Below are 24,953 nucleotides of genomic sequence, written 5' to 3'. Positions count from 1 at the left end.
GGGATAGTCACTCAGGAAGGAGCTTATGACTCAAAAAATGCAGCATTTCTCGCTTAAGGTGCTGACGATAAACATTCATAAGGGCTTCACAGCATTTAATCGCCGCTTCATTTTACCGGAGCTGCGCGACGCGGTTCGCACCGTCAGCGCGGATATTGTCTGCCTGCAGGAGGTGATGGGCGCACACGAAGTGCATCCGCTCCACTTTGAGAACTGGCCCGACACGCCGCACTATGAATTTCTGGCCGACACCATGTGGAGTGATTACGCCTACGGCCGCAACGCGGTCTACCCGGAAGGACATCATGGCAACGCGGTGCTGTCCCGTTACCCCATTGAACATTACGAAAACCGCGACGTTTCCGTCGGGGAAAGCGAAAAACGCGGCCTGCTTTACTGCCGTATTACCCCGCCCGACCTCGAGCGACCTGTGCATGTCGGCTGTGTTCATCTGGGTCTTCGCGAAGCCCATCGTCAGGCGCAGCTGAAAATGCTGGCCGAATGGGCCAACGCCCTTCCCGAAGGTGAACCGGTGGTCGTGGCAGGCGATTTCAACGACTGGCGACAGCGGGCAAACCATCCGTTGAAGGTGGATGCCGGACTGGAGGAGATTTTTACTCGCGCCAACGGCAGGCCTGCGCGCACCTTCCCTGTCCGTTTCCCGCTGCTTCGGCTTGACCGCATCTACGTGAAAAATGCTCACGCCAGCAGCCCGACCGCTCTGGCGCTCCTTAACTGGCGACATCTTTCCGACCACGCGCCGCTCAGCGCGGAGATCCACCTATGAAATGTTCCTGGCAGGAAGGCAACCGAATCACGCTGCTGGTCAACGGGGACGAGTATTACCCGGCCGTGTTTAAGGCGATTGATAACGCTCAGCAGAAGGTGATCCTCGAGACCTTTATCTGGTTCGAAGATAACGTCGGCAAGCAGTTGCACAGCGTGCTGCTGCGCGCCGCCCAGCGCGGCGTCACAATTGAAGTGCTTCTTGATGGCTATGGTTCGCCGGATCTCAGCGATGCGTTTGTCAATGAGTTGACCTCCGCGGGCGTGGTGTTCCGCTACTACGATCCCGGCCCTCGCCTGTTCGGCATGCGTACCAATCTTTTCCGCCGGATGCACCGCAAAATTGTGGTGGTGGACGAGACGGTGGCGTTTGTCGGCGGCATTAACTACTCCGCTGAGCATATGTCCGACTACGGCCCGGAGGCAAAGCAGGACTACGCCATTCGCATAGAAGGCCCGGTGGTGCAGGACATCTTACTGTTTGAGCTGGAGAACCTGCCGGGTAAAGAGGCCGTTCGCCGCTGGTGGAGACGCCGCCATCGCCCGGAAGAGAACCGGAAGCCCGGCGAAGCGCAGGCCCTTTTCGTCTGGCGGGATAACGGCGAGCACCGAGACGACATTGAACGTCATTATCTCAAGATGCTCGCCAACGCGAAGCGCGAAGTGATTATTGCTAACGCCTACTTTTTCCCGGGCTATCGTCTGCTGCACGCCATGCGCAATGCGGCCCGGCGCGGGGTACGCGTGAAGCTGATTGTGCAGGGCGAGCCGGATATGCCGATAGTCAAAGTCGGCGCGCGGCTGCTGTATAACTATCTGGTGAAGGGCGGCGTACAGATCTACGAATATCGCCGCCGACCGCTGCACGGCAAAGTGGCGCTGATGGACGATCACTGGGCAACCGTGGGCTCCAGTAACCTCGATCCGCTGAGCTTATCGCTCAACCTTGAAGCCAACCTGATCATTCACGATCGCCAGTTTAACCAGACCCTGCGGGATAACCTGCAGGCGTTGATCGTTAACGACAGCGTGCGCGTGGACGAATCCATGGTCCCCAAACGTACCTGGTGGAACCTGGGCATCAGCGTGGTGGTGTTCCACTTTCTGCGCCATTTCCCGGCCATGGTCGGCTGGCTGCCAGCGCATACGCCTAAGCTTGCGCAGGTCGACCCACCGGTACAACCGGAAATGGAAACCCAGGACCGTATTGAAGCGGAAGATGGAGGCAAACCCTGATGTCGAAATCGCATCCGCGCTGGCGGCTGGCAAAAAAGATCCTGACCTGGCTGTTTTTTATTGCGGTCGCGGTTCTGCTGGTGGTCTACGCGCAGAAAGTTGACTGGGAAGAGGTGTGGAAAGTCATCCGCAACTATAACCGGATGGTGCTGCTGGGCGCTGTAGGGCTGGTTATTGTGAGCTATCTGATGTACGGCTGCTATGACCTGCTGGGCCGAGCTTACTGCGGCCACAAGCTGGCCAAACGTCAGGTGATGCTGGTGTCGTTTATCTGCTACGCCTTTAACCTGACGCTGAGCACCTGGGTCGGCGGCATTGGCATGCGCTATCGCCTTTATTCGCGGCTCGGCCTGCCGGGCGGGACCATCACGCGCATTTTCTCATTGAGCATCACCACCAACTGGCTGGGTTATATTCTGCTCGGCGGGGTGATCTTCACCATCGGCGTGGTGCAGCTGCCCGCGCACTGGTATATCGATGAGGCCACGCTGCGCATTCTGGGCATCGTACTGCTACTGATCATCGCCGTTTATCTTTGGGCCTGCGCGTTTGCCAGACGCCGTCATATGACCATTAAAGGGCAAAAGCTGGTGCTGCCCTCATGGAAGTTTGCGGTGCTTCAGATGACCGTCTCCAGCGCCAACTGGATGGCGATGGGGGCCATTATCTGGCTGCTGATTGGCGAGGACGTGAACTACTTCTTCGTGCTGGGCGTGCTGCTGGTGAGCAGTATTGCGGGCGTGATTGTGCATATTCCGGCGGGGATCGGCGTGCTGGAAGCGGTATTTATCGCCCTGCTGGCCGGGGAGCATGTCTCTCAGGGCACGATTATCGCGGCCCTGCTGGCATACCGCATGCTGTATTACTTCCTGCCGCTGGCGCTGGCAACGGTCTGTTATCTGGTGCTGGAGAGTCGGGCGAAGAAATTACGGGCAAAGAATGAGAGGATGTTAGCGAAGTGAATAAGTCGGGTGGCGGCTTCGCCTTACCCGACCTACGGTTCGCGTTTCGTAGGCCGGGTAAGGCGAAGCCGCCACCCGGCAAAACAACCCTAGCGACGGTTGCCGAAAATACGCAGCAGCATCAGGAACAGGTTGATGAAGTCCAGATACAGCGTCAGCGCGCCCAGGATCGCGTATTTGCGCAGGTTTGAACTATCGCGTACGTCAATCTGCTCGCCGATGTTTTTCAGCTTCTGGGTGTCATACGCCGTCAATCCAACGAAGATCACCACCCCGATGTAGGTCACGGCCCACATCAGCGCGTCGCTCTTCAGCCACAGGTTCACCAGCGACGCCAGCACAATCCCAATCAGCCCCATAAACAGCATGCTGCCTAAACCGCTCAGATCGCGCTTCGTGGTGTAACCGTAGAGACTCATCACGCCGAACATCCCGCCGGTCACCACAAAGGTGCTGGCTATGGAGGAGTAGGTGTAGACGATGAAAATACTGGAAAGCGTCAGCCCGGTCAGCGCCGAATAGAGCATAAACAGCGTGGTCGCCATTCCGGCACTCAGCTTTTGCACCAGACCCGAAAGCACAAACACCAGCGCCAGCTGCGCGATAATCAGCCCAAAGAAGGTGATTTTGCTGGAGAAGATAAACATCATCAGTTCAGGCGTGTTCGCCGCATACCACGCGATAAACGCGGTAAGCAGCAGGCCAACCGTCATCCAGCCGTACACCTGAGCCATATACGTCTGCAGGCCGCTACGGGTCTGCTGTACTATTGAATCGGAACGCGGAAATCGGTCCATGATTCACTCCTGATTAAGTTTAAGTAGACACACACGTTAAGATTAACACATCCACGTAAACCGACTACCAACGGCTGGCGGCTTGTTTATCGCTGTCGCGAGATTCAACCCAGCGGTCACCTTCCGGCGTGGCTTCGCGCTTCCAGAACGGCGCTTTGGTTTTGAGGTAATCCATAATGAACTCCCCTGCCGCAAACGCGCTGCCGCGGTGTGCGCTGGTCACCCCGACGAAGACAATCTCCTCGCCGGGCCACATCTCGCCGATGCGGTGAATCACCGTGATGCGGCCAAGCGGCCAGCGGCCCCGCGCCTCGTCGACAATCTCCGCCAGCGATTTCTCGGTCATCCCCGGATAGTGCTCCAGCGTCAGTGCCTTCACGCTGTCGCCGAGGTTGTGGTTGCGCACCTTGCCGGTGAAGGTGACGACCGCGCCGTCTTCATCTCGTTCCGCCAGCCAGCTGTATTCGGTCCCCACGTTAAAACGCTCGGGGCTCACCAGAATTCGGGTTTCAGCCATCTTAGCCCCCCGTCACCGGCGGGAAGAAGGCCACTTCATCCCCTTCAGCCAGCGGGTGAGTGAACTCCACCAGCGTCTGGTTAACGGCGGCCAGCAGCTTGCCTTCGTCCAGCGCCAGCGCCCAGCGGTCGCTTTGTGCCGCCAGATGCGCACGCAGGGCAGCGACGTTTTCAAAGGACGCATCCAGCGTCAGGCTGTCGGTATTCACCAGCTCGCGCACCTGGGCAAAAAAGAGCACCTTAATCATGGCTGTCCACCTTAAAATCACCGGATTTGCCGCCGCTTTTTGCCAGCAGGCGAACCGGGCCAATGACCATATCTTTCTGCACCGCTTTGCACATGTCGTAGATGGTTAGCGCGGCAACGGAAGCCGCCGTGAGTGCTTCCATCTCCACGCCGGTTTTGCCGGTTAAGCGGCAAAGTGACTCAATGCGCACGCGGCTCTGCTCCGGCTGCGCCTGCAGGTTCACTTCCACCTTGCTCAGCATCAGCGGGTGGCACAGCGGAATGAGATCCCAGGTGCGCTTGGCGGCCTGAATACCCGCGATGCGCGCGGTGGCAAAGACGTCGCCCTTATGGTGGCTGCCGTCGATAATCATCGCCAGCGTTTCCGGCAGCATAGTGACGAACGCTTCCGCGCGCGCCTCGCGCACCGTTTCGGCTTTGGCGGAAACATCCACCATATGCGCTTCGCCGGCGGCGTTAATGTGGGTCAGTTGTGACATAGCTTATTTCTTTAAATGGGGATGAAAATTACACGGACGGGTACGGGCATCCAGCTGCGGGGCAATGATGTTTTCCCACGCGGTGCGGCAGGCTTTGGTCGAACCCGGCATGGCGAAAATCAGGGTTTTGTTAGCCACCCCGGCCACCGCGCGCGACTGGAGCGTGGAGGTACCAATCTCTTCAAAGGAGAGCATGCGGAACACCTCGCCGAAGCCTTCCACCTCGCGGTCAAACAGCGGGATAAGCGCTTCGGGGGCCTGATCGCCTGCGGTAAAGCCGGTGCCGCCGGTGATCAGCACCACCTGCACCTCATCGCTGGCAATCCACTGAGAAACCTGAGCGCGAATGGCGTAGCGGTTCTCCTTCACGATCGCTTTATCGACGATGTGATGCCCCGCGTCATGGGCCGCCTCGCGCAGCCAGTGGCCGGAGGTATCATCCTCTTCGCCGCGGCGGTCGGAAACGGTAAGGATAGCAATGCGTGTCGGGATAAATTCTGCGTTTACCTGACTCATCTTCTGATTCCTTCTTAAGCCTGATTACCCGCCGATGTAGGACAGGTTCTGAGTAATACCGGTATTGCCCTGATGCAGGAAGTGGGTCTGTTTTTTATGCGTCAGCGCTTCAGAAATACGTGCTTCAAGCGCGTCCTGCTGCGCATCGTCTTCCAGCAGATCGCGTAGGTCCACGCCGCCGTCGCCGAACAGGCAAAGATGGAGCTTGCCAACGGAGGAGACGCGCAGGCGGTTGCAGCTGGCGCAGAAGTCTTTCTCATAGGGCATGATAAGCCCTATCTCACCTTCGTAATCCGGGTGGCAGAAGACCTGCGCCGGGCCATCGCTGCGCTGGCGGATCTGGTGGATCCAGCCGCGTCTCAGCAGCGCGTCGCGCAGCACCATGCCGGAGATGTGATGGCGACGGAACAGCTCGCTGCCCTCGCCGGTTTCCATCAGCTCGATAAAACGCAGCTGTATAGGGCGGGATTTGATCCACGCCAGGAAGGTATCGAGCTGATGATGGTTCACATCACGCATCAGAACCGTGTTGACTTTGACCTTCTCGAACCCGGCCGCAAATGCCGCGTCGATGCCGTCCATAACCTGCTGAAATTTATCCTGGCCGGTAATGGCGTGGAACTGACGGGCATCGAGGCTATCGACGCTGACGTTGATCGCCGTCAGTCCCGCATCGCGCCAGTTCGCCACGTCACGCGCCATGCGGTAACCGTTGGTGGTCACGGCAATCTGGCGGATACGTTCGTTTTCACGCACGGCGGCGATGATGTCGGGAAAATCACGGCGCAGAGAGGGTTCACCGCCGGTCAGACGCACTTTTTCGGTGCCGAGCTCAGAGAAGGCGCGCGTGACGCGGCGCACTTCATCCACGGAGAGAAAGCCGTTATTGGTAACGCTGCCCGGTTTGTAGCCGTCGGGCAGGCAGTAGGTGCAACGGAAGTTGCACACATCGGTAATCGACAGACGTAAGTAATAAAACTTACGCGCGAAAGCATCAGTAAGTTGTGAAGCCATGTACACCTTTCCAGATCGGGAGGCACAGTCATTTCTTTCTGTACCCTGGTGGCAAATTCGCCACGGCCAGAGCGCCATATCTTTCGACACAGGCACAAGGGCTAGAGTGTATGTTTTCAATTTTGAAAACGTGGTTAGGGCGATAGTAGCGCGGAAATTCTGACGACGCCATTATCGCTTTTCGCTATATAATTAGCTATATAGCGATTCAATCCTGCATTTTCGCTACAGAATACCTAAAAACCACATTTTCACATTGATATACGTCATTTTGCATCGGGTGAGGCATCGTCTTTTAGGGGTAGTTAGGTTACTGTTACGCGATCGAACGTGATAAGGAATACCTATGCGCAATCGCACTTTTGCGGATCTTGACCGAGTGGTCGCTCTTGGCGGAGGCCACGGCCTGGGCCGCGTCATGTCCTCATTGTCGTCACTTGGCTCAAGGCTGACAGGGATAGTGACCACCACCGATAACGGTGGCTCAACGGGGCGGATCCGGCGTGCCGAAGGCGGGATTGCCTGGGGAGATATGCGCAACTGTCTGAACCAGTTAATTACCGAGCCAAGCGTCGCGTCGGCGATGTTTGAGTACCGTTTTGGCGGTAATGGCGAACTTTCCGGGCATAACCTCGGAAATCTGATGTTAAAGGCGCTTGATCACCTGAGCGTGCGGCCTCTCGAAGCCATCAACCTGATCCGTAATCTGCTAAAAGTGGATGCATTCCTGATCCCCATGTCTGAACAACCGGTCGATTTGATGGCTATCGACGCTGAAGGGCATGAAGTTTACGGCGAGGTGAATATTGACCAACTCCTCCTGCCGCCGACGGAGCTAATGACCTATCCGAGCGTACCCGCCACGCGCGAAGCGGTGGAGGCTATCGGGGAAGCGGATCTTATCCTGATCGGTCCAGGCAGTTTTTACACCAGCCTGATGCCCATTCTGCTGGTGAAAGAGCTGGCGCAGGCGCTGCGCCGCACCCCTGCCCCGATGGTTTACATCGGTAACCTGGGTCGTGAACTGAGTCCGGCGGCGGCGAGCCTGTCGCTGGCGGACAAGCTTGAATTAATGGAGCATTACGTCGGCAAGAAGATCATTGACGGCGTAGTCGTGGGCCCGAAAGTGGATGTGTCAGGGATTGGCGATCGTCTGGTGGTGCAGGAGCCGCTGGAGGCCAGCGATATCAAGTATCGCCACGACCGTCACCTGCTGCGCGAGGCGCTGGAGAAGGCGATTCAGGCGCTGGGTTAGCAAAAACCCCCCGGTGGCGCTGCGCTTACCGGGGCTACAAAAGACGCAACCCCGTAGGCCCGGTAAGCGCAGCGCCACCGGGCAAGAAACTACGATGCCGCGATGAAAAGATCCCGCAGCTGATGAAGCTGGTCGCGGATCTGCGCCGCCTCTTCGAACTCCAGATTCTGCGCGTGCTGCATCATCTGCCCTTCCAGCTCGTGGATTTTCTGCTGCAGCGCTTTCGGCGTCAGCACGACGGTATCTTCTTCCACCACTGAACGAGCCTTCCCGCGGCCTTTCGCTTTGGTTTTGGCAATGTTCTGACCCAGCGCCAGAATATCCACCACCTTCTTGTTCAGCCCCTGCGGCGTAATGCCGTGCTCTTCGTTGTAGCGCTGCTGCTTCTCGCGGCGGCGCTCCGTTTCGCCAATCGCTTTCGCCATCGACGGGGTGATTTTGTCACCGTACAGAATCGCTTTACCGTTGACGTTACGCGCCGCACGGCCAATGGTCTGGATCAGCGAACGCTCGGAACGCAGGAAGCCCTCTTTGTCCGCATCCAGAATCGCCACCAGCGAGACTTCCGGCATATCCAGACCTTCTCGCAGCAGGTTGATCCCCACCAGCACGTCAAACTCGCCCAGACGCAGATCGCGGATAATCTCCATGCGCTCCACGGTATCGATATCCGAGTGCAGATAACGCACCTTCTCGCCGTGCTCTTCGAGATACTCGGTGAGGTCTTCCGCCATGCGCTTGGTGAGCGTGGTCACCAGCACGCGCTCATTGATGGCGGAACGGGCGCGGATCTCCGAGAGCAGATCGTCCACCTGCGTGGCCACCGGACGCACCTCGATAATCGGGTCGAGCAGACCCGTTGGACGCACAACCTGATCGACAACGTCTTCACCGGATTTCTCCAGCTCGTAGTTGCCTGGCGTGGCCGAGACGTAAATGGTTTGCGGCGCGAGCGCCTCAAACTCTTCAAATTTCATCGGGCGGTTATCCAGCGCCGACGGGAGGCGGAAGCCGTACTCCACCAGCGTCTCTTTACGCGCCCGGTCGCCGCGGTACATCCCGCCGATCTGCGGGATCGTGACGTGGGATTCGTCGATCACCAGCAAACCGTCTGCCGGAAGGTAGTCAAACAGCGTCGGCGGCGGCTCGCCCGGCCCGCGCCCGGAGAGGAAGCGCGAGTAGTTTTCAATGCCGGAGCAGTAGCCCAGCTCGTTCATCATCTCAAGGTCGAACTGGGTACGCTGGCTCAGGCGCTGCTCTTCCAGCAGCTTATTGTTCGCCAGCAGCACCTTACGGCGCTCGGCCAGCTCCACTTTGATCTCTTCCATCGCCTGCACGATACGCTCGCGCGGCGTCACGTAGTGCGTTTTCGGGTAGATGGTGAAGCGCTGGATCACAGACTCAACGTGTCCGGTCAACGGGTCGAAGAGCGACAGGCGTTCAACCTCTTCGTCAAACAGCTCGACGCGCAGCGCCATATCGTCTGATTCCGCCGGGAAGATGTCGATCACCTCACCGCGTACGCGGAACGTCCCGCGCTGGAACGCCTGATCGTTACGGGCATACTGCAGCTCCGCCAGACGACGAACGATGGCGCGCTGGTCGATGATCATCCCCTGCGTCAGGTGCAGCATCATCTTGAGATAGAGATCCGGATCGCCCAGACCGTAGATCGCGGAAACCGATGCGACAACGACCACGTCGCGACGCTCCAGAAGTGCCTTCGTGGCCGACAGTCGCATCTGCTCGATGTGTTCGTTCACCGAGGCGTCCTTCTCGATGAAGGTGTCAGAGCTCGGCACATAGGCTTCAGGCTGGTAGTAATCGTAGTAGGAGACGAAATACTCCACCGCATTTTCCGGGAAGAACTCTTTCATCTCGCCGTAAAGCTGCGCGGCCAGGGTTTTATTGGGTGCCAGCACCATCGTTGGGCGCTGGAGATCCGCAATCACGTTGGCGATGGTGAAGGTTTTACCCGAGCCGGTTACCCCCAGCAGCGTCTGGTGCGCCAGCCCATCTTCCAGCCCCTCTTCCAGACGACGGATCGCCTCAGGCTGATCGCCAGATGGACGGAAAGCAGAATTCAATTTGAACGGTTTACTCATGGGCGACAACCTGATGACGTTATAAGCGGCAGGTGAGTAATTTTACTCGTTGTTGCCAGGAATGCCAGTAAAAAACACTGGATGAAAAACCAGTGGCATGTCAGGATATTTAGCATAGCGCCTTAAGGATTGGTGCGATATCGGCCAAAATTTAGGCTGTGACAATATAAAACACCAGTCAGGTCAGGTTATCCCCAGAACTTTTTCTTTTTTAACATTTGTCAAGCCAGGTAATGATAGTTTTGTGGCAACGGGTGACACTTTCATGACGGGAATTGCTTTTATCTAAGCAGTTAAATAATAAACGATATTTTCTAAAGCCGCGTTTCGCGTCAATTTGGGCGTAAGCCGCGTCTTCTCTCGCTTATCGCGTGTTTTCTAACTCTAATGCACATGGTTATCCACAGGAATAGTGGATAACTGCTTCCAGCCCATACAGCGTGGCGCTCGGCAAATTCCCGGATTTTCCCACGAGACGGCAGTAAAAAATTTTTATAGCTATTTTTTGATGATTAACAGTTGTGTCATTCATAACCAACTGATGAGATCTTGCTCACATTTTCATCATTTCGGGCACTGCACCACAACTCAACACCGCCAGCACCGTCGATGTGCAATCCCCTTTTTTCTCAGCCCCTCTCCGGTGACTTATTCCTAAAAAAGCCGTTTTTTTAAACACTTTTCGGTTTCTGGCAGGGGTTTTGCAGTCTCAAACTCGAGCCTCACCCACACACATTTTTAAGGAGAGAAAGATGTTGAGTCTGCGTGCTGTGAATCAGTTTTACGGAAGCCAACATACGCTATGGAACGTGAATTTGGATTTTCCGCAAGGGATGTGTACAGGCGTTGTTGGCCTGCCGGGAATGGGGAAAACCACCCTCATGAATTGCATCGCCGGGAGAGTGCCCGTCGAAAGCGGGAGCATCATCTGGCATGAAGCGGGCGCGCCGCCGCGTGATTTGCTTAACCTGCCGCCAGAACAGCGGTCAGGACCGGGGATAGGCTATGTCCCGCAGGACAGGCGGATCTTCTCCCAGTTAACAATTGAGGAGAATCTGCATATCGCCATGCGGGCGATGGGGAAACCCAACCCGGAAGCGAAAAGTGACGTTTACGATTTGTTTCCGGCGCTCTACGCATTGCGGCAGACCCGCGCCAACACGCTCTCTCCGGACGACCAGTACCAGCTGGCGCTGGCTAATGCGCTGGTGAACCGTCCTCACCTGCTGATCCTCGATGAGCCCCTGCACGGCGCAGGACACAGCTTCGCCCAGAAGCTGGGGCAGCTGCTGGTGCGCTTAAACCGGGAGTTAGGTATGACGGTGCTGTTAGCGGAGCAGCAGCTGTCGTTCATCCGCCGGGTTGCGGACCGTTTCTGTATGCTCTATCGCGGGCGTAACGTGGCGCAGGGCCACGTTAACGAACTGGATGACGAGCTTATCGCGCACTGGATGTCGCGGGAAGCAAGACGCTGAGATCGAGATAACGCCCGGTTTCGGCATTTTCCGCGCCGTCAGCAAGCCAGGGAATTTCTCCGAGGCACGGGTCGGGAAGGACGCGCCTGAGCGTCGCCAGATACTCCTGGTGTCGTTTACCCGGCGCAACCACGTCGTTGGCTATCCAGCCCGCCAGCGTCAGCCCGGCCTGCTGTACGGCCTGTGCGGTCAACATGGCGTGATTGATGCAGCCCAGTTTGACACCGACGACCAGAATGACCGGAAGCTGCTCGGCCTGCACCCAGTCAGCAAACGTCTGCGTGTCCGAAAGCGGCGTAAACCAGCCCCCTGCACCTTCCACCAGCACCCAGTCGGCCTGGCCTTCCAGCGTCCGTAACCCGGCAGACAGCACCGCGAAATCGATCGGACGACCTTCGTCAGCGCTGATAATGTGCGGCGAGGTTGGTTCGGCAAAGGTGTACGGATTGACCGCTGAATAGGCGAGTTCAAGCGTGCTGTTACGCTGGAGCGCCAGCGCGTCGGTGTTGCGTAACCCTTCCGCCGTCATCTCGCTGCCGGAAGCAACGGGCTTATATCCGGCGGTGTGTTTTCCAAGCTTCCGTGCCGCCTGCAGCAGCGCCGCGCTGGCAACCGTTTTGCCCACTTCCGTGTCCGTGCCGGTAACAAAATAACGTTCAGTCACGTTCGATAATCCCATGAAAAAGTTGATAAGAGAGCGGGAAATGTCCCCGCTGCTGCGGCCAGGCCAGTTCCAGACGCTGCAGCTGTCCCCGGGTCAGCGGTTTTCTCTCCCGCCCGGCATGCAGGTGCGTGGCCCCAATGCCCTTCAGCGAGCGCATGGCGCTGAGCGCATCGCTAAAATTGAGGGTGATGGTCTGCACCACGCTGCGATAGCGCCAGCCTGCCAGCGCCTGCGACACCTGGTCATGCGATAAAAAGCGGTTAGCGTGCGGCTGCTCATCCACCGCTTTCCACGCCTGATTCAGCTCCGGCAGCGAACTTTCCAGCAGGGTGGTAAAGGCCACCTGCCCGCCCGGTCGCGCCACGCGATAAAGCTCGCGCAGGGCCTGCGGCAGGCTGCTGCACCACTGTACCGCCAGATGACTCCAGACCAGATCGAACTGCGCATCCGCCAGCGGGATCGCCTCGATATCGGCCAGCAGATAGCGATCCGCTGCCTGCCGCTGACGCGCCTCGTCGAGCATCTGCTCTGAGAGGTCGATAGCCGTGACCTGGCTTCCCGTCCCGCGCCAGTAGCGGCTGTTGCTGCCGGGACCACAGCCCGCGTCCAGCACCTGCGGAAAGCGGTTGTCGCCAAGCGCGGCCAGAAGCCCCTGCGCGCTCTGACGCTGCAGTTCATCGTGCTTCGAATAGCTCTGCGCGGCCCGGCCAAATGCCGCCGCAACGGCCTGCTTATTCACCGGCATCATGGAGCGCCTCCAGCAGCGTCTGGATATCCCGTGCTTCATGCGCCGCCGTCAGGGTTAAGCGCAGCCGTGCGGTACCCGGCGGGACCGTTGGCGGGCGGATGGCGGTCACCCACATGCCCCGCTCGCGCAGCGCCTGTGCCTGCGCCAGCGCGCGGCCGTTTTCGCCGACAATCACCGGCTGGATGGCGCTCTGCGAATCGGGGCTGTGGAAGGGCAGCGCAGCTAGCCCCTGGCGGAAGCGAGAGATATGCTCCGCCAGCCGCTGACGACGTTCATCCCCATCTGCGCTGCGGATCACCGCCAGCGACGCAGACAGCGCCACGGCCTGCGCCGGGGGCATGCTGGTGCTGTAGATCAGGTGTCGGGCAAACTGCAGCAGATAGTCGGCGACGGACTCGCTGCACAGCACGGCGGCGCCGCTGACGCCAAAGCCTTTGCCGAAGGTGACAATCAGCAGCTCCGGCTTCACGTTTTGCTGATGCGCACTGCCGCGACCTTCGTTGCCCATTACGCCAATCCCGTGGGCATCGTCCACCAGCAGCCAGGCGTTTTGCCGCTTTGCGGCCCCGTGCAACGCGGCAAGCGGCGCGCTGTCGCCGTCCATGCTGAACACCCCTTCGGTGACCGCCAGCTGCTGTCCGTCGCAGGGTTTATCCAGCAGCGCAGCGAGCTGCCCCGCATCGTTATGGGCGAAGCGGCGCAGCTGCGCCGGGCTTAAACTTGCCGCCTCCAGCAGCGAAGCGTGGCTCAGGCGGTCAGCGACAATGCGGTCCTCTTTTTCCATCAGGGCGGTAATAACCGCCTGATTGGCGGCAAAGCCGGAGATAAACAGCAGCGCACGCGGGTAGCCCAGCCAGTCGGCAAGCGCCTCTTCCAGCGCCTGATGCGCCGTGGTGTATCCGCTGACGTGTCCCGAGCCGCCGCTGCCTACGCCAAACCGCTCTGCCCCCTGCTGCCAGGCGCGGATGATGGCCGGATGCTGGCTCAGCCCGAGATAATCGTTGCTGGAGAAATTACAAAACTGCCGCCCCTCGCGGGTAAGAAAACGACCCGCGCCGTTTTCCACCACCCTGCGAACGCGAAACGCCTCTGCCGCCCGGCGTTCGTCCAGTGCGGTATTCACTCGTGCCTGCCAGGTCATACGGCTGCCGCGTTGTAGAACTGGTCGGTGTCGGCGTTGAAAATCTGCTGCTCCAGCTGCTGCTGTTGCTCGTTATCGCCCGTCAGCACCTCGGTCTGATGCGGGTTAAGCCCCAGCTTGCGGAACAGCTGAACGTCTTTATCCTCTTCCGGGTTCGGCGTGGTCAGCAGCTTGCAGCCGTAGAAGATGGAGTTGGCTCCGGCCATAAAGCACATCGCCTGAGTTTGCTCGTTCATCTGCTCGCGACCGGCGGAGAGGCGCACGAAAGAGGTCGGCATCATGATGCGCGCCACCGCGATGGTGCGGATAAAATCAAACGCATCCACGTCGTCGTTGTCCGCCATCGGCGTGCCCTTGACCTTCACCAGCATGTTGATCGGCACGCTTTCCGGCGGGGTCGGCAGGTTAGCCAGCTGCAGCAGCAGGCCCGCGCGGTCTTTCACCGTCTCACCTAAGCCCACGATACCGCCGGAGCAGACCTTGATCCCGGCATCGCGCACTTTATCCAGGGTATCCAGACGCTCCTGATAGGTACGCGTGGTGATGACGTTGCCGTAAAACTCCGGCGAGGTGTCGAGGTTATGGTTGTAGTAGTCCAGCCCCGCCGCGGAGAGGCGTTGCGCCTGCTCGTCGTTCAGCGTGCCGAGCGTCATACAGGCTTCGAGGCCCATCTCCTTCACGCCCTTCACCATCTGCTCCAGATACGGCATGTCGCGATCGTGCGGGTTCTTCCACGCTGCGCCCATGCAGAAGCGGGTCGAGCCGGCGTTTTTCGCCTTGCGCGCCGAGTCGAGCACCTGCTCAACTTCCATCAGCCGTTCGGACTCCAGGCCGGTTTTGTAGCGCGCGCTCTGCGGGCAATATTTGCAGTCTTCAGGACAGGCACCGGTTTTGATCGACAGCAGCGTGCTGACCTGAACATGGCGAGGATCGAAGTGCTGACGATGCACCTGTTGGGCTTCGAACATCAGCTCAAGGAAAGGTTTGTTGAATAATTCAGTAACTTGCGACATCGTCCAGCGTGCGTGGTGAGCCATTGGGCTTCTCCAAAGGGTTTTGTTAATTTTCGGTTCGGTTTATACTCGTAAACCTAAAACTTTTCAAAATGGTTTACAAGTCGATTATGACCCAGGACGATCTCGCCTTCGACAAGCAGCATATCTGGCACCCTTACACCTCCACCACCCGCCCCCTTCCCGTCTATCCGGTGGCCTCGGCCCACGGCTGCGAGCTGCACCTCGCCAGCGGCGAGCGGCTCGTTGACGGGATGTCCTCCTGGTGGGCGGCCATTCACGGTTACAACCACCCGCGCCTGAATGCGGCGATGAAGGCGCAGATTGACCAGATGTCGCACGTGATGTTTGGCGGGATCACCCATCAGCCCGCGGTGGATTTATGCCGTCGCCTGGTGGCGATGACGCCTGACTCACTGGAGTGCGTGTTCCTGGCCGATTCCGGTTCCGTGGCGGTGGAAGTGGCGATGAAAATGGCGCTGCAGTACTGGCATGCGAAGGGCGAAACGCGCCAGCGCTTCCTCACCTTCCGTAACGGCTATCACGGGGATACCTTCGGGGCGATGTCGGTGTGCGATCCGGACAACTCCATGCACAGCCTGTGGAAGGGCTATCTGCCGGAAAACCTGTTTGCCCCGGCCCCGCAGAGCCGCTTCGACGGCGAGTGGAACGAGATGGACATGGTCGGCTTCGCGCGGCTGATGGCGGTGCATCGCCATGAAATCGCCGCCGTGATCCTGGAGCCGATTGTGCAGGGCGCAGGCGGAATGCGGATGTACCACCCGGAATGGCTGAGGCGTATTCGCAGGATGTGCGACCGCGAAGGCATTCTGCTGATTGCCGATGAGATCGCTACCGGCTTTGGCCGCACCGGCAAGCTGTTTGCCTGCGAACATGCGGGTATCGCCCCGGATATTCTGTGTCTGGGCAAGGCGCTGACCGGCGGCACCATGACGCTCTCCGCCACGCTCACGACCCGTCAGGTTGCCGACACCATCAGCGACGGCGAGGCGGGCTGCTTTATGCACGGCCCGACGTTTATGGGTAATCCGCTGGCCTGCGCCGTCGCAAGCGAAAGCCTGGCCATTCTGGAGAGCGGCGAGTGGCAGACGCAGGTGGCGGCGATTGAGGCGCAGCTGAAAGAGGCGCTGAGCGCCGCCTCAGGTGCGAATTTTGTGGCGGACGTTCGCGTGCTGGGCGCCATCGGGGTGCTTGAAACCACCCATCCGGTGAATATGGCGGCGCTGCAGCGCTTCTTCGTTGAGCAGGGCGTCTGGGTGCGGCCTTTCGGCAAGCTTATCTACCTGATGCCGCCGTACAGCATTACGCCGGCGCAGCTGCGTAAATTAACCGACGCGGTCGTAACAGCCGTTAACATTCCCGCGCATTTCACGATGTAACCCTATGCATTACACTTGCTGAACGAGCGATCAACGAGGGTAAACCGTATGAAAATCATCAGTAAAGATCTGCGCGACGGTGAAAAGCTGCCGGAACGCCACGTATTCAACGGCATGGGGTATCAGGGAGACAACATCTCCCCGCACCTGGCGTGGGACGAGGTTCCGGCCGGAACCAAAAGCTTTGTCGTGACCTGCTACGACCCGGATGCGCCTACCGGCTCCGGCTGGTGGCACTGGATTGTGGCGAACCTGCCAGCCGACACGCGCGTCCTGCCGCAGGGCTCCGGTTCAGACCTGGTTGCCCTGCCTGAAGGCGCCATTCAGACGCGCACCGATTTTGGTAAAGCGGGCTACGGCGGCGCGGCGCCGCCAAAAGGGGAAACCCACCGCTATATCTTCACGGTGCACGCGCTGGATGTGGAGAAGATTGAGGTCGATGAAGGGGCGAGCGGCGCGATGGTCGGGTTTAACGTGCACTTCCATTCGCTGGGCAGCGCGTCGATTACGGCGATGTATTCATAAAAAAAACCGGGTGGCGGCTATGCCTTACCCGGCCTACATTTCGCACGCGTAGGCCCGGTAAGCGCAGCGCCACCGGGCAAAAAATCACAGCACCGGCGGCAACAGCCCCACCAGCCGCCCTTCTTCCAGAAGCTGCATCGCCTTATCAATATCCGGCGCAAAGAAGCGGTCGTCATCGTAGTGCGATACATGCTCGCGCAGCGCATGACGCGCCTGCTCCAGCAGCGGGCTGGATTTTAGCCCTTCTCGCAGATCGACACCCTGACTTGCCGCCAGCCATTCCACCGCCAGCACGCCGCGGGTGTTGGAGGCCATTTCCCAGAGACGACGCCCGGCAGCCGGTGCCATCGAAACGTGATCTTCCTGGTTCGCTGACGTTGGCAGGCTGTCCACGCTGTGCGGGTGCGACAGGGCTTTGTTCTCGCTCGCCAGCGCCGCTGCGGTCACCTGGGCAATCATAAAGCCCGAGTTGACTCCGCCGTTACGCACCAGGAACGGCGGCAGCTGGGACATATGTTTATCCATCATCAGCGCAATACGGCGCTCGGACAGCGCGCCGACTTCGGCAATCGCCAGGGCGATGTTATCCGCCGCCATCGCCACCGGCTCGGCGTGGAAGTTGCCGCCGGAAACCACCTCGTTTTCCTGGGCGAACACCAGCGGGTTATCGGACACCGCGTTGGCCTCCACCAACAGGACCTCTGCCGCCTGGCGCAGCTGCGTCAGGCACGCGCCCATCACCTGCGGCTGGCAGCGCAGGGAATACGGATCCTGCACCTTTTCGCAGTTATGGTGTGAATCGGCAATTTCGCTGGTGTCGGTAAGCACGTGACGGTACATCGCGGCGGCATCAATCTGCCCGCGCTGACCGCGCACCTCGTGGATGCGGGCATCGAACGGGCGACGCGAGCCCAGCACGGCTTCGGTGGTCAGCGCACCGCACACTACCGCCGAGGCAAACAGATCTTCCGCTTCAAACAGGCCGCGCAGCGCGAAAGCGGTCGATGCCTGTGTGCCGTTCAGCAGCGCCAGCCCCTCTTTCGCCGCCAGCGTGATCGGATTTAACCCGGCTTTTTTCAGCGCCTCTTTCGCAGGAAGCCACTCGCCCTGCCAGCGCGCTTTGCCTTCGCCCAGCAGCAGCAGCGACATGTGCGCCAGCGGCGCAAGATCGCCGGAAGCACCAACGGAGCCTTTTGCCGGGATCCACGGATAGACTTCTGCATTCACCAGCGCCATCAGCGCCTGAATCACGCTCAGGCGAATACCGGAAAAGCCGCGCGCCAGGCTGTTGATTTTGAGGACCATCATCAGACGGACAATCTCATCGTCCAGCGGCTGACCCACGCCCGCGGCATGCGACAGCACCAGCGAACGCTGTAAGTTTTCCAGATCGTGTGTCGCGATGCGGGTCTGCGCCAGCAGCCCAAAGCCGGTGTTAATCCCGTAGGCGGTGCGCCCTTCGGCAACGATGGCTTCGACGCAGGCGACGCTGTCGTTAATGGCGGCATGGGCACTTGCATCCAGCGAAAGGGTGACCGGTTTACGCCAGACGTTACGCAGCTGTTTGAGCGTCAGCGAGCCGGGAGTCAGTGTTAATGCGTTCATTAATGCGTTCATTAATGCTTTCCTTGTGTGGCAGGGATCATCGGCAGGTTAAGGCCCTGCTCTTTGGCACAGTCAATGGCAATTTCGTAACCCGCATCCGCGTGACGCATCACGCCGGTGGCCGGGTCGTTGTGCAGCACGCGAGCGATACGCGCGGCGGCTTCATCGGTTCCGTCGCAGACGATGACCATCCCGGAATGCTGGGAGAAGCCCATCCCCACGCCGCCGCCGTGGTGCAGCGACACCCAGGTCGCGCCGCTGGCGGTATTCAGCAGAGCGTTCAGCAGCGGCCAGTCGGAGACCGCATCCGAGCCGTCGCGCATGGCTTCCGTTTCGCGGTTCGGGCTGGCGACGGAGCCGGAGTCAAGGTGGTCGCGGCCAATGACGATCGGCGCGGAGACTTCACCGCTGCGCACCATTTCGTTGAAGGCGAGGCCCAGTTTTTGCCGCCACTCCAGCCCTACCCAGCAGATACGCGCCGGCAGGCCCTGGAAGTTAATGCGCTCGCGGGCCATGTCCAGCCAGCGGTGCAGGTGTTCGTCATCGGCGACGATCTCTTTCACTTTGGCATCGGTTTTGTAGATGTCCTCCGGGTCACCGGACAGGGCAACCCAGCGGAACGGGCCGATACCGCGGCAGAACAGCGGGCGGATATAGGCAGGAACGAATCCCGGGAAGTCGAACGCGTTACTTACGCCCATCTCTTTCGCCATCTGGCGGATGTTGTTGCCGTAGTCAAAGGTCGGAATGCCCATCTGGCTAAAGGCCAGCATGGCGGAGACGTGTTCTGCCATAGAGCGTTTTGCGGCAAGCACCGTGCCTTCCGGGTCGGTTTCCGCTTTTTGCTGGTATTCTTCCCACGTCCAGCCTTTTGGCAGGTAACCGTGCAGCGGGTCATGGGCGCTGGTCTGGTCGGTGACCAGATCCGGACGCACGCCGCGGGCGACGAGCTGCGGGAGAATGTCCGCCGCGTTGCCGCACAGGGCAATCGACACCGCTTTGCCTTCGGAGGTGTATTTTTTGATACGCGCCAGCGCATCGTCCAGATCGGTTGCCTGTTCATCGACGTAGCGGGTGCGCAGACGGAAATCAATGCGGCTCTGCTGGCACTCAATGTTGAGCGAGCACGCGCCGGCAAGCGTGGCGGCCAGCGGCTGCGCGCCGCCCATGCCGCCGAGACCCGCGGTCAATACCCAGCGGCCTTTCAGCGAGCCGTTATAGTGCTGGCGACCGGCTTCCACGAAAGTCTCGTAGGTGCCCTGCACGATCCCCTGGCTGCCGATGTAGATCCAGCTCCCCGCGGTCATCTGGCCATACATCGCCAGCCCTTTCGCGTCCAGTTCGTTGAAGTGTTCCCACGTGGCCCAGTGCGGCACGAGGTTAGAGTTGGCGATCAGCACGCGCGGTGCGTTTTTGTGCGTTTTGAACACGCCCACCGGCTTGCCGGACTGCACCAGCAGGGTTTCGTCGTGTTCGAGTTCGGTCAGGGATTTTACAATTGCGTCATAGCATTCCCAGTTGCGCGCGGCGCGGCCTATGCCGCCGTAGACCACCAGCTCGTGGGGGTTCTCCGCTACCTCAGGATCGAGGTTGTTCATCAACATGCGCAGCGGGGCTTCGGTGAGCCAGCTTTTGGCGGTGAGTGTGGTGCCGCGCGCGGCGCGGACATCCTGCTGGCGGTATTTACCTGACGACATTGTGTGCTCCTCATACGGGACAGTGATGCATTTAGATATACTTGTATAGACAAGCACACACAAGGTCAGATTTAACAAAAAAGATACAATTTTGTTATATTGCGTTAGCTATCACGCTTTTAAAACTTATGACATAAAGTGGCCCTGCAGCCGGTAGCGGTTACCCGGGAAAAGCAGCCGGGCATGCGACACGATGTGCGACGAGGACCAGGTCCGACGGCGGATCAGCAGGCACGGATCGTGCTCTTTAATACGCAGCCGCTCACACTCCTGCGGCGTGGCGCGCACGGCTTCCACAATGTGCTCCCCTTCCGTCAGCGGTGCGACGAGCGAGAGATAGGCGTGCGGCGTGGTCTGGGTGTAATCCTGATTCAGGTAGTCCGGTATCCGCTCAGCGTTAACGCAGCGATCTTCAATCTGCACCGGAATGTCGTTCTCAAAATGCACCATCACGGAATGGAAGATACGGCTGCCTTCTTTGACATTCAGCTCTACGGCCTGCTCGGCGCTGGCCTGGGTCTCTTCGAGCACCAGCACCTCACAGCGGTGCTGATGATTTCGCGAGGTTATCTCATCGGCAATGCTGCGGATTTCAAACAGGGCGGATTGCCCTTTCGGTTCCGCCACAAACGTCCCCACGCCCTGCAGGCGCACCAGAAGCCCTTCGTCGGTCAGTTCGCGCAGCGCCCGGTTGACGGTCATCCGGCTAAAACCAAACTGCGCCACCAGCTCGGCCTCCGAGGGGATACGATCGTGCGGGCGCCAGACGCCGGTAGCGATTTTTTCGCTGATCGCCTGCTTCACCTTTTCGTAGAAAGGCGCAGGAGGGCTCGACGGCGGCAGAGGTGAGCGTGAAAACATCGTGACTCCTTGAATAGTGTTATGCCCACCAGTGAGCAATTTGCCAGGCCAGACGGGCGGCAAGCTTTGCGCCCTGTCCGTCCCGATCGTACTGCGGGTTAAACTCTACCAGATCGGCGGCCTGTAGCTTACCGCTGCGGCAGATTTGTTCGATAACCGGCAGAAGATCCAGCGCCGGTATGCCTAACGCAGCCGGGGCGGACACGGCAGGCATTTCGCTGGCGGGCAGGACGTCCAGATCGATCGTCAGATAGATACGATCGGCCTGCGTCAGCACCTTTTCCAGCGCGGATAGCGCATCGCGCCTGAAATGGAGATCTTCCACCAGCGTGACGTCCAGGCGTTCGGCCTCATCCCACAGCGCCAGCGTGTTCGCCGCCCGGCTCACGCCAAAGCAGGCGTACTGAAATTCCCGCCCGCGCTCATCGCAGTAATGCGCCAGCTGGCGAAACGGGGTGCCGGATGTGGCATGGTCGGCCTTGCGCAGGTCAAGATGGGCATCAAGGTTGATCACCGCCACGCGCTCGTTCGGGAACGCATCCAGAACGCCCCGACCGTGCGCCCAGGCGGTTTCGTGCCCGCCGCCAAAGACCAGCGTGCGCATCCCGGACCGCTGGCAGATCGTGACGGCATCGCTTAAAGCCTGCTGCGCCGCTTCCAGCTCGTGGCCTTCAACGTACACCGAGCCCATATCCGCCAGCCGTTCATGCCCCTGATGACTTGCCATATTCGCCAGCGCTTTTCGCAGCATATCCGGTGCCTGCATGGCGCCGGGCCTGCCCTGATTGCGTTTTACCCCTTCATCACATTCAAAGCCGATCAGCGCGATGCCGGATGCAAGCGGCGTGAACTGTCCCTGCTGCTTTATCGTCTGGAAAATGCGCGTTGCATTGCTGGCCTCGGCGCTGTCGTCGCGCCCCTGCCAGACCGTTTCGGCTACCGGCCGCCATAACCTCATACTGCCTCCCCACGGAAAATACGTTGATACAGCGGATTGCGTCCCGGCTCGTAGACCATCTCTACCGGATGGCGAGCATCCCAGACGATGAAATCAGCGACAAACCCTGCCCTGAGCTGCCCGTGGGTTGCGCCACGGCCCAGCGCCTGCGCGGCATGCCGCGTGACGCCAGCCCAGGCTTCTTCAGGGGTCAGACCAAACTGGACGCAGGCCATGTTCATCGCCAGGTGCAGGCTGGCAAACGGGCTGGTGCCGGGGTTATAGTCGGTCGCGACGGCCATCGGGACACCCTGTTTTCTGAGCCGTTCCACCGGCGGTCGCTGGCGCTCCTGAAGAAAATAGAACGCACCCGGCAACAGGACGGCAACCGTGCCGCTTTCCGCCATCGCCTGAACGCCTGCGTCGTCGAGATACTCAATATGATCGGCGGAAAGCCCCTTATACTGGCTGACCAGCGCCGCGCCGCCCTGATTAGACAGCTGCTCGACATGCCCTTTCACCGGAATACCGAGCGCGGTGGCAGCCTTAAAGAGGCGCTCGGTTTGCGACGGGGTGAAGCCGACGTTTTCACAAAACACGTCTACTGCTTCATATAACTCTTTCTGCCACAGCGTGGGCAATATCTGCTCGCAGACCAGCGTGAGATACGCATCGGGATCCTGCCGGTATTCCGCAGGAACTGCATGTGCGGCCAGCAGCGTTGGGCTGATATCGATCGGATTATTAAGGCTCAGCTGGCGCGCAACCTGCAGCATCTTCTCTTCGGCCTCGGGGTTTAGACCGTATCCCGACTTGATTTCAACCGTGGTGACGCCTTCATTCATCAGTCGCTGAAGCCGCTGCTGCGCCAGTTGAAGCAGGGTTTCGGGTGAGCTGCTGCGCGTCGCCGTCACGGTAGCGTTAATCCCACCCCCCTGGGCGCTGATGGTTTGATATGAGACGCCGTTCAGACGCTGCTCCCACTCCGCCGCGCGATCGCCGCCAAATACCAGGTGGGTATGGCAGTCAATCAGGCCAGGCGTGACCAGACGCCCCTGAAGATCGACACAGCGAGGGTGTCCGGCAGGAATATCAGATTCAGGGATCACGGCCAGAATAGTGTGGCCGCGCACGACCAGGGCATGTTGCTCTTTCAGTCCATAAGGCGCAGATACGTCCGGCACCATCGTAGCCAGTCGCGCATTTCGCCATATTACATCGTCGGGATGAATCTGCTGCATGGGGCGTTCCACTTGTCTTAGATTGTATAGACATTTATTTTCATCTGTTGTCTGCTGTCAACCGACTTTGCGGAAAATGTTATTTATTTGTGATCACTTACCTGCCGCTCCGGGGCTAAAAATGCAACTTTTACCCTTTTTATCTTCCCGTTTCGCTCAACTTAGTATAAAAAAGCAGGCTATTTCGTCTATCCCGTAAAGACTTGCATACCCAGGAGCTTCACCTTGAACATTTCCAGGATTTCCCGTCTGGCGTTAGCACTCGCCTTTGGCGTGACCTTATCCGCATGCAGTTCAACTCCACCGGATCAGCGACCTTCTGAGCAGGCTGCGCCCGGTACCGCCTCCCGCCCGATTTTGTCCGCTGATGAAGCGAAGAACTTCGACCGTGCGCACTACTTCTCAGCGATGGATCCTAACGCTGCGCCGTGGACCCCGTCGTCTATTAACCTGCCTAAACAGCCTGACTTCGTGGTTGGCCCGGCAGGTGCGCAGGGCGTAACGCACACCTCTATTCAGGCTGCGGTTGATGCTGCCATCACTAAACACAGCGCGTCTCGACAGTATATCGCGATCCTGCCGGGTGAATATGAAGGCACCGTATATGTTCCGGCGGCTCCAGGCAGCGTTACGCTTTACGGTCTGGGCGAAAAAGCGATCGACGTAAAAATTGGCCTGGCGATTGATTCCGAAATCGACAGCAACACCTGGCGTCACCTGGTGAACCCGGCCGGTAAATATATGCCGGGTAAACCGGCGTGGTACATGTTTGATAACTGCCAGAGCAAGCGTTCCGCCACCATTGGCGTGATGTGCTCAGCGGTGTTCTGGTCTCAGAATAACGGTCTGCAGCTGCAGAACCTGACCATTCAGAATACCCTGGGCGACAGCGTTGATGCCGGTAACCACCAGGCCGTTGCGCTGCGTAGCGATGGCGACCAGGTGCAGATTAACAACGTCAACATTCTGGGCCGACAGAACACCTTCTTCGTGACCAACAGCGGCGTGCAGAACACCCTGCAGAATAACCGCCTGACCCGTACCCTGGTGACCAATAGCTACGTTGAAGGTGACGTGGATCTGGTGTCCGGGCGCGGTGCGGTGGTGTTTGATAACACCGATTTCCGCGTGGTGAATTCACGTACTCAGCAGGAAGGCTACGTGTTTGCTCCGGCAACCCAGTCTAACCTCTTCTACGGCTTCCTGGCCGTGAACAGCCGCTTTAACGCTGCCGGTGACGGCGTGGCGCAGCTGGGACGCTCCCTGGACGTCGACTCTGCCACTAACGGCCAGGTCGTGATCCGCGACAGCGTGATCAACGAAGGCTTCAACATGGCGAAGCCGTGGGCTGATGCCGCGATCTCCAAACGTCCGTTCTCCGGCAATACCGGTGCGGTGGATGATAAAGGAAACGTGCAGCGCAACCTGAACGACGCTAACTTCAACCGCATGTGGGAATACAATAACCGCGGTCTGGGTAGCAAAGTGGTTGCTGAGCCGAAGCAGTAAGATGAGAGTAAAAGGGGGATGTTAATCCCCCTTTTTACTGCGACTGGATACGTCAGGCACCAAACTTAAGATACGCATCCAATAGTTGCATAATCGCAACCATGAGTTGCAGGAACAGAATTGCCCATTCCACACCGCTCATACGCCACTCCTTTGGTATAGAGCACTTCTCCTCTGATTTACCTTTCCGCTGCCTGTCACCAGAGGTGTGTTGGTTATGTTTT

25 protein-coding genes and 1 riboswitch are annotated in these 24,953 nt (G+C 59.1%); of the genes, 8 read left to right on the top strand and 17 right to left on the bottom strand.

Annotated features, from left to right (window positions below; genetic code table 11):
• The first annotated feature begins 25 nt into the window (after positions 1-25).
• Genes V1566_RS09670 through V1566_RS09660 form a run of 3 tightly spaced genes read left to right on the top strand, consistent with a single transcriptional unit; the run spans position 26 to position 2,984 of the window.
• A complete protein-coding gene (locus V1566_RS09670) occupies positions 26-787 on the top strand; it encodes an endonuclease/exonuclease/phosphatase family protein (protein WP_023334979.1) in 762 nt (253 codons plus the stop codon).
• Positions 784-2,022: a cardiolipin synthase ClsB gene (clsB, locus tag V1566_RS09665; protein WP_063143110.1), complete on the top strand. Its 1,239-nt coding sequence runs from the start codon at positions 784-786 to the stop codon at positions 2,020-2,022. Before V1566_RS09670 ends, clsB begins: the two co-directional genes overlap by 4 nt.
• A complete protein-coding gene (locus V1566_RS09660; protein ID WP_159513692.1) occupies positions 2,022-2,984 on the top strand; it encodes a YbhN family protein in 963 nt (320 codons plus the stop codon). The genes clsB and V1566_RS09660 overlap by 1 nt, the downstream gene beginning before the upstream one ends.
• Positions 2,985-3,073: 89 nt before the next feature.
• On the opposite strand, the gene V1566_RS09655 is transcribed toward V1566_RS09660, so the two are convergent.
• The 6 genes from V1566_RS09655 to moaA all read right to left on the bottom strand — a co-directional run bounded on the left by V1566_RS09655 (position 3,074) and on the right by moaA (position 6,553).
• A complete protein-coding gene (locus V1566_RS09655; RefSeq protein ID WP_029742164.1) occupies positions 3,074-3,781 on the bottom strand; it encodes a Bax inhibitor-1/YccA family protein in 708 nt (235 codons plus the stop codon).
• A 64-nt stretch (positions 3,782-3,845) separates the two neighbouring features.
• Positions 3,846-4,298, bottom strand: a complete 453-nt coding sequence (gene moaE, locus V1566_RS09650) for a molybdopterin synthase catalytic subunit MoaE (RefSeq protein WP_395305710.1) — start codon at positions 4,296-4,298, stop codon at positions 3,846-3,848.
• Between the two features lies 1 nt (position 4,299).
• Positions 4,300-4,545, bottom strand: a complete 246-nt coding sequence (gene moaD / locus V1566_RS09645; protein ID WP_032649449.1) for a molybdopterin synthase sulfur carrier subunit — start codon at positions 4,543-4,545, stop codon at positions 4,300-4,302.
• Positions 4,538-5,023: a cyclic pyranopterin monophosphate synthase MoaC gene (gene moaC, locus V1566_RS09640; protein ID WP_023292962.1), complete on the bottom strand. Its 486-nt coding sequence runs from the start codon at positions 5,021-5,023 to the stop codon at positions 4,538-4,540. The genes moaD and moaC overlap by 8 nt, the downstream gene beginning before the upstream one ends.
• Before the next feature lie 3 nt (positions 5,024-5,026).
• The gene (gene moaB / locus V1566_RS09635; protein ID WP_121425405.1) at positions 5,027-5,539 is read right to left on the bottom strand and encodes a molybdenum cofactor biosynthesis protein B; all 513 of its coding nucleotides are present in this window, start codon (positions 5,537-5,539) and stop codon (positions 5,027-5,029) included.
• Between the two features lie 24 nt (positions 5,540-5,563).
• Complete coding sequence (gene moaA, locus V1566_RS09630) at positions 5,564-6,553, bottom strand: GTP 3',8-cyclase MoaA (protein WP_059346371.1); 990 nt, start codon at positions 6,551-6,553, stop codon at positions 5,564-5,566.
• A riboswitch (molybdenum cofactor riboswitch) is annotated at positions 6,541-6,674 on the bottom strand. (Overlaps the previous gene by 13 nt.)
• Before the next feature lie 225 nt (positions 6,675-6,899).
• Here moaA and yvcK point away from each other — a divergent pair.
• Entirely contained in the window at positions 6,900-7,808 is a 909-nt protein-coding gene (gene yvcK, locus V1566_RS09625) for a uridine diphosphate-N-acetylglucosamine-binding protein YvcK (RefSeq protein WP_048992088.1), read from the top strand.
• 89 nt (positions 7,809-7,897) lie between these two features.
• Here the strand turns inward: yvcK and uvrB are convergent, their stop codons facing one another.
• Positions 7,898-9,913 carry an excinuclease ABC subunit UvrB gene (uvrB, locus tag V1566_RS09620; protein ID WP_029742168.1) on the bottom strand — a complete coding sequence of 672 codons (2,016 nt, stop codon included), beginning with the start codon at positions 9,911-9,913 and terminating at the stop codon, positions 7,898-7,900.
• A 752-nt stretch (positions 9,914-10,665) separates the two neighbouring features.
• On the opposite strand from uvrB, the gene V1566_RS09615 reads away from it, so the two are divergent.
• Positions 10,666-11,388 carry an ABC transporter ATP-binding protein gene (locus V1566_RS09615; protein WP_121425407.1) on the top strand — a complete coding sequence of 241 codons (723 nt, stop codon included), beginning with the start codon at positions 10,666-10,668 and terminating at the stop codon, positions 11,386-11,388.
• On the opposite strand, the gene bioD is transcribed toward V1566_RS09615, so the two are convergent.
• Genes bioD through bioB form a run of 4 tightly spaced genes read right to left on the bottom strand, consistent with a single transcriptional unit; the run spans position 11,351 to position 14,978 of the window.
• The gene (bioD, locus tag V1566_RS09610) at positions 11,351-12,052 is read right to left on the bottom strand and encodes a dethiobiotin synthase (protein ID WP_395305709.1); all 702 of its coding nucleotides are present in this window, start codon (positions 12,050-12,052) and stop codon (positions 11,351-11,353) included. The two genes, V1566_RS09615 and bioD, sit on opposite strands and share 38 nt — an antisense overlap.
• The gene (gene bioC / locus V1566_RS09605) at positions 12,045-12,800 is read right to left on the bottom strand and encodes a malonyl-ACP O-methyltransferase BioC (protein ID WP_193940194.1); all 756 of its coding nucleotides are present in this window, start codon (positions 12,798-12,800) and stop codon (positions 12,045-12,047) included. The genes bioD and bioC overlap by 8 nt, the downstream gene beginning before the upstream one ends.
• Positions 12,784-13,941: an 8-amino-7-oxononanoate synthase gene (gene bioF / locus V1566_RS09600; RefSeq protein ID WP_395305708.1), complete on the bottom strand. Its 1,158-nt coding sequence runs from the start codon at positions 13,939-13,941 to the stop codon at positions 12,784-12,786. The genes bioC and bioF overlap by 17 nt, the downstream gene beginning before the upstream one ends.
• A complete protein-coding gene (gene bioB, locus V1566_RS09595) occupies positions 13,938-14,978 on the bottom strand; it encodes a biotin synthase BioB (protein WP_121425411.1) in 1,041 nt (346 codons plus the stop codon). The genes bioF and bioB overlap by 4 nt, the downstream gene beginning before the upstream one ends.
• Before the next feature lie 86 nt (positions 14,979-15,064).
• Here bioB and bioA point away from each other — a divergent pair, with 86 nt between their 5' ends.
• Both bioA and V1566_RS09585 read left to right on the top strand, forming a co-directional pair.
• Positions 15,065-16,354: an adenosylmethionine--8-amino-7-oxononanoate transaminase gene (bioA, locus tag V1566_RS09590; protein ID WP_395305707.1), complete on the top strand. Its 1,290-nt coding sequence runs from the start codon at positions 15,065-15,067 to the stop codon at positions 16,352-16,354.
• Positions 16,355-16,402: 48 nt separating this feature from the next.
• The gene (locus V1566_RS09585; RefSeq protein ID WP_008501131.1) at positions 16,403-16,879 is read left to right on the top strand and encodes a kinase inhibitor; all 477 of its coding nucleotides are present in this window, start codon (positions 16,403-16,405) and stop codon (positions 16,877-16,879) included.
• A gap of 84 nt (positions 16,880-16,963) precedes the next feature.
• Here the strand turns inward: V1566_RS09585 and hutH are convergent, their stop codons facing one another.
• The 5 genes from hutH to hutI all read right to left on the bottom strand — a co-directional run bounded on the left by hutH (position 16,964) and on the right by hutI (position 23,220).
• The gene (gene hutH / locus V1566_RS09580; RefSeq protein ID WP_257258319.1) at positions 16,964-18,484 is read right to left on the bottom strand and encodes a histidine ammonia-lyase; all 1,521 of its coding nucleotides are present in this window, start codon (positions 18,482-18,484) and stop codon (positions 16,964-16,966) included.
• An 11-nt stretch (positions 18,485-18,495) separates the two neighbouring features.
• Positions 18,496-20,181: a urocanate hydratase gene (gene hutU / locus V1566_RS09575; RefSeq protein ID WP_395305706.1), complete on the bottom strand. Its 1,686-nt coding sequence runs from the start codon at positions 20,179-20,181 to the stop codon at positions 18,496-18,498.
• Positions 20,182-20,307: 126 nt separating this feature from the next.
• On the bottom strand, positions 20,308-21,042 hold the full coding sequence (locus V1566_RS09570) for a histidine utilization repressor (protein ID WP_159513684.1): 735 nt from the start codon (positions 21,040-21,042) through the stop codon (positions 20,308-20,310).
• A gap of 19 nt (positions 21,043-21,061) precedes the next feature.
• A complete protein-coding gene (gene hutG / locus V1566_RS09565; RefSeq protein ID WP_395305705.1) occupies positions 21,062-22,000 on the bottom strand; it encodes a formimidoylglutamase in 939 nt (312 codons plus the stop codon).
• Positions 21,997-23,220 (bottom strand): imidazolonepropionase, encoded by a 1,224-nt coding sequence (gene hutI / locus V1566_RS09560; RefSeq protein ID WP_395305704.1) that lies wholly within the window; start codon positions 23,218-23,220, stop codon positions 21,997-21,999. Before hutI ends, hutG begins: the two co-directional genes overlap by 4 nt.
• A 225-nt stretch (positions 23,221-23,445) precedes the next feature.
• On the opposite strand from hutI, the gene V1566_RS09555 reads away from it, so the two are divergent.
• Complete coding sequence (locus V1566_RS09555; RefSeq protein ID WP_159513681.1) at positions 23,446-24,729, top strand: putative acyl-CoA thioester hydrolase; 1,284 nt, start codon at positions 23,446-23,448, stop codon at positions 24,727-24,729.
• 52 nt (positions 24,730-24,781) lie between these two features.
• Here V1566_RS09555 and tisB read toward each other — a convergent pair whose 3' ends face one another.
• On the bottom strand, positions 24,782-24,871 hold the full coding sequence (tisB, locus tag V1566_RS09550; RefSeq protein ID WP_023332440.1) for a type I toxin-antitoxin system toxin TisB: 90 nt from the start codon (positions 24,869-24,871) through the stop codon (positions 24,782-24,784).
• Between the last annotated feature and the right edge of the window lie 82 nt (positions 24,872-24,953).

The sequence above is a fragment of the Enterobacter sp. ECC-019 genome (assembly GCF_043974075.1).
Taxonomy (GTDB): Bacteria; Pseudomonadota; Gammaproteobacteria; order Enterobacterales; family Enterobacteriaceae; genus Enterobacter; species Enterobacter asburiae_D.
Note: the sequence above shows the minus strand (reverse complement) of the source record. Positions and strands in the feature narration are given on the sequence as shown.